This is a genomic window from Bacillus sp. 05T21 (assembly GCF_056396785.1).
In genome coordinates, this window is sequence record NZ_JBFTMD010000067.1 from 1 (window position 1) to 3,555 (window position 3,555).

Sequence of the window (3,555 nt, forward strand, 5' to 3'; positions counted from 1 at the left end):
ATTGAAGCTGCCAAAAAAGAAGTACGTGAAGCGATAGAGAAAAGTATTGAAGCTGCCAAAAAAGAAGTACGTGAAGCGATAGAGAAAAGTAAAAAAGGTGAAATTGCTGCAGCTGCAGTTACAAAAACGAAAGAGTATGATCTTATGAAAGTGATTGATCCTGAAAAAATTAAAAAAACATATAGTACCTTTGCAGAAATTAATAAACTAACAGCAGAACAGCGAACACATTTAGCAGATTTAGAGACACAAAACCAAAAATTTTATGATTTAACTAAGAACCTAAAAATAGCAGATTTACAAAAATCAATGTTACTTATTATGCAAAATGATTTACATACATTTGCATATCAAGTAGATGTAGAACTTGACCTACTAAAGCGCTATAAGGAAGATTTGGGTCTAATAAAAAATAGCATTACAAAATTATCTACTAATGTTGATACAACTAACCAGCAGTCTCAAAAAGATACATTAAGACAATTAAAAAATGTAATAAGTTACCTTGAAGAACAGGTCTATAAATTCTAATATTATGTTTTTCGAAATCTAAAAAAATTATAAGAATCTAGCGAAAGAATGAGAAGGAGAATAGTTATGAAAAAATTTCCATTTAAAGTGTTGACTTTAGCTACTCTGGCAACGGTTATAACTGCTACTACCGGTAACACTATTCATGCATTTGCACAAGAAAAGACCGCTCAAGAACAAAAAGTAGAGAATTATACATTAGGGCCTGAAGGACTGAAGAAAGCATTGGCTGAAACAGGATCTCATATTCTTGTAATGGATTTATACGCAAAAACAATGATTAAACAACCGAATGTAAATCTATCCAATATTGATTTAGGTTCAGAAGGAGGAGAATTAATCAAAACTATTCACCTTAATCAGGAACTGTCGCGAATCAATGCTAATTATTGGCTAGATACAGCGAAACCAAAGATTCAAAAAACAGCACGTAATATTGTAAATTACGATGAACAATTTCAAAATTATTACGACACATTAGTAGATACTGTACAAAAGAAAGATAAGGCAAGCTTAAAAGAGGGTATAAATGATTTAATCACTACAATTAATACAAATTCAAAAGAGGTTACAGAAGTAATTAAGATGTTACAGGACTTCAAAGCAAAACTATATACAAATTCTACAGATTTTAAAAATAATGTAGGCGGCCCAGATGGAAAAGGTGGATTAACGGCACTATTAGCGGGTCAACAAGCGCTAATTCCACAACTTCAAGCTGAAATTGAGAAGCTACATTCTACTCAGAAAAAACATTTTGACAATGTATTAGCATGGTCAATTGGCGGTGGATTAGGAGCAGTCATTTTAGTTATTGGCGCTATTGCAGGAGCGGTAGTGATTGTTGTGACTGGCGGTACAGCAACACCGGCTGTTGTTGGTGGCCTTACGGCTCTTGGTGCAGCTGGAATTGGTTTAGGAACAGCAGCTGGTGTCACGGCATCTAAGCATATGGACTCCTATAACGAAATTTCTAACAAAATCGGACAATTAAGTACAAAAGCTGATCTCGCTAGCCAAGCTGTTATTTCGCTTACTAACGCGAAAGACACTTTGGCATTTCTGTATCAGACAGTGGATCAAGCGATACTGTCTCTAACGAATATTCAACAACAATGGAATAAAATGGGGGCTAATTATACGGATTTGTATGATAATATCGACCAAATGCAAGAGCATAAACTCTCGTTAATACCTGATGATTTAAAGGCTGCTAAACAAAGTTGGAATGATATTCATAAAGATGCAGAATTCATTTCGAAAGATATTGCTTTTAAACAAGAATAGAATTTAAAAATCATAACCTATATTGGAGGAATATAAAATGATGAAAAAAATCCCGTACAAACTAATCGTTGCATCGGCTCTTTTAACTATGACAACAACTTCTGTAGTCTCACCAGTAGCAGCTTTTGCAAGTGAAATTGAACAAACTAACAATGGAGATACGGCTCTTTCAGCAAATGAAGAGAGGATGAAAGAAACCTTGCAAAAGGCCGGGTTATTTGCAAAATCTATGAATGCCTATTCTTATATGTTAATTAAAAATCCAGATGTGAACTTTGAAGGAATTACTATTAATGGATATGTGGATTTACCTAGTAGAATTGTACAAGATCAAAAGAATGCAAGGGCACATGCTGTTACATGGGATACGAAGGTGAAAAAACAGCTTTTAGATACATTGACGGGTATTATTGAATACGATACAACATTTGACAATTACTATGACACAATGGTAGATGCGATTAATACAGGAGATGGAGATACTTTAAAAGAAGGGATTACAGATTTACGAGGTGAAATTCAACAAAATCAAAAGTGTGCACAACAATTAATAGAAGAATTAACTAAATTAAGAGACTCTATTGGACAAGATGTTAGAGCATTTGGAAGCAATAAAGATCTCTTGCAGTCGATTTTAAAAAACCAAGGTGTAGATGTTGAGGTTGATCAAAAGCGTCTAGATGAAGTTTTAGGATCAGTAAACTATTATAAACAATTAGAATCTGATGGGTTTAATGTAATGAAGGGTGCCATTTTGGGTCTACCAATAATCGGCGGTATCATAGTGGGTGTTGCAAGAGATAATTTAGGTAAGTTAGAGCCTTTATTAGCAMAATTACGTCAGAMYGTAGATTATAARRTAACATWAAATCGTGTAGTWGGAGTKGCKTWYMATAATATTAGTGAWATGCATARKGCGMTTGATRATGCTATTAMTTCYCTTACTTATATGTCCACGCAATGGSATGATTTAGAYTCTCAATATTCGGGMGTACTKGGACATATTGAAACTGCATCACAAAAAGCTGATCAAAATAAATTTAAATTTTTAAAACCTAACTTGAATGCAGCGAAAGACAGTTGGAAAACATTACACACAGATGCGGTCACTTTAAAAGAAGGAATCAAAGAATTAAAAGTGGAGCCTGTTACTCCGCAAAAATAAGAAAATATTAGTTTTGTTGCAAACTCACCTAAAACATAGAGAATCTATGATTACGTTGTTAAATAGTAATGCAACAATTAATAATTCCTTATACATCAAAAAGGCGGAGTCTCATTAAAGACTTCGTCTTTATAAAATTTGTACCCAGATACCAAGATAACCGTGCTGTATTACAGATTTTTAAAAAATTTGAAAGACGTTGCTTTTAAAGAAGAATAGAATTAAAAATCAAAACCTATATAGGAGAAGTATAAAATGATGAAAAAAATCCCTTATAAAATACTCGCTGTATCGACATTTTTAACTATGACAACAACTTATGCAGTTACACCAGTAGCAGCTTTTGCAAATGAAATTGAACAAACTAACAATGGAGATATGTCTCTTTCAGCAAATGAAGAACAGATGAAAAAAACTGTGCAAGATGCTGGGTTATTTGTAAAATCTATGAATGAATATTCTTATTTATTAATTAATAATCCGGATGTGAGTTTTGAAGGAATTACTATTAATGGGTATGCAGATTTACCTAGTAAAATTGTACAAGATCAAAAGAATGCAAGAGCACATGC

At 33.1% G+C, this 3,555-nt stretch carries 3 protein-coding genes and 1 pseudogene; all 4 read left to right on the forward strand.

Annotated features, from left to right (window positions below):
• A pseudogene (locus AC1DKZ_RS32515) lies at positions 1 to 531 on the forward strand (hemolysin BL lytic component L2); the annotation flags it as partial.
• 66 nt (positions 532 to 597) lie between these two features.
• A complete protein-coding gene (gene hblD, locus AC1DKZ_RS32520; protein WP_476997944.1) occupies positions 598 to 1,818 on the forward strand; it encodes a hemolysin BL lytic component L1 in 1,221 nt (406 codons plus the stop codon).
• Between the two features lie 37 nt (positions 1,819 to 1,855).
• Complete coding sequence (gene hblA / locus AC1DKZ_RS32525; protein ID WP_476997945.1) at positions 1,856 to 2,983, forward strand: hemolysin BL binding component B; 1,128 nt, start codon at positions 1,856 to 1,858, stop codon at positions 2,981 to 2,983.
• A gap of 255 nt (positions 2,984 to 3,238) precedes the next feature.
• A partial coding sequence (locus tag AC1DKZ_RS32530) for an HBL/NHE enterotoxin family protein (protein ID WP_476997946.1) occupies positions 3,239 to 3,555 on the forward strand: 317 nt, incomplete at its 3' end.

Bases quoted from the DNA above. Each gene is read 5' to 3' on its own strand.
- hblD (WP_476997944.1), top strand. From the start codon at position 598: ATGAAAAAATTTCCATTTAAAGTGTTGACTTTAGCTACTCTGGCAACG.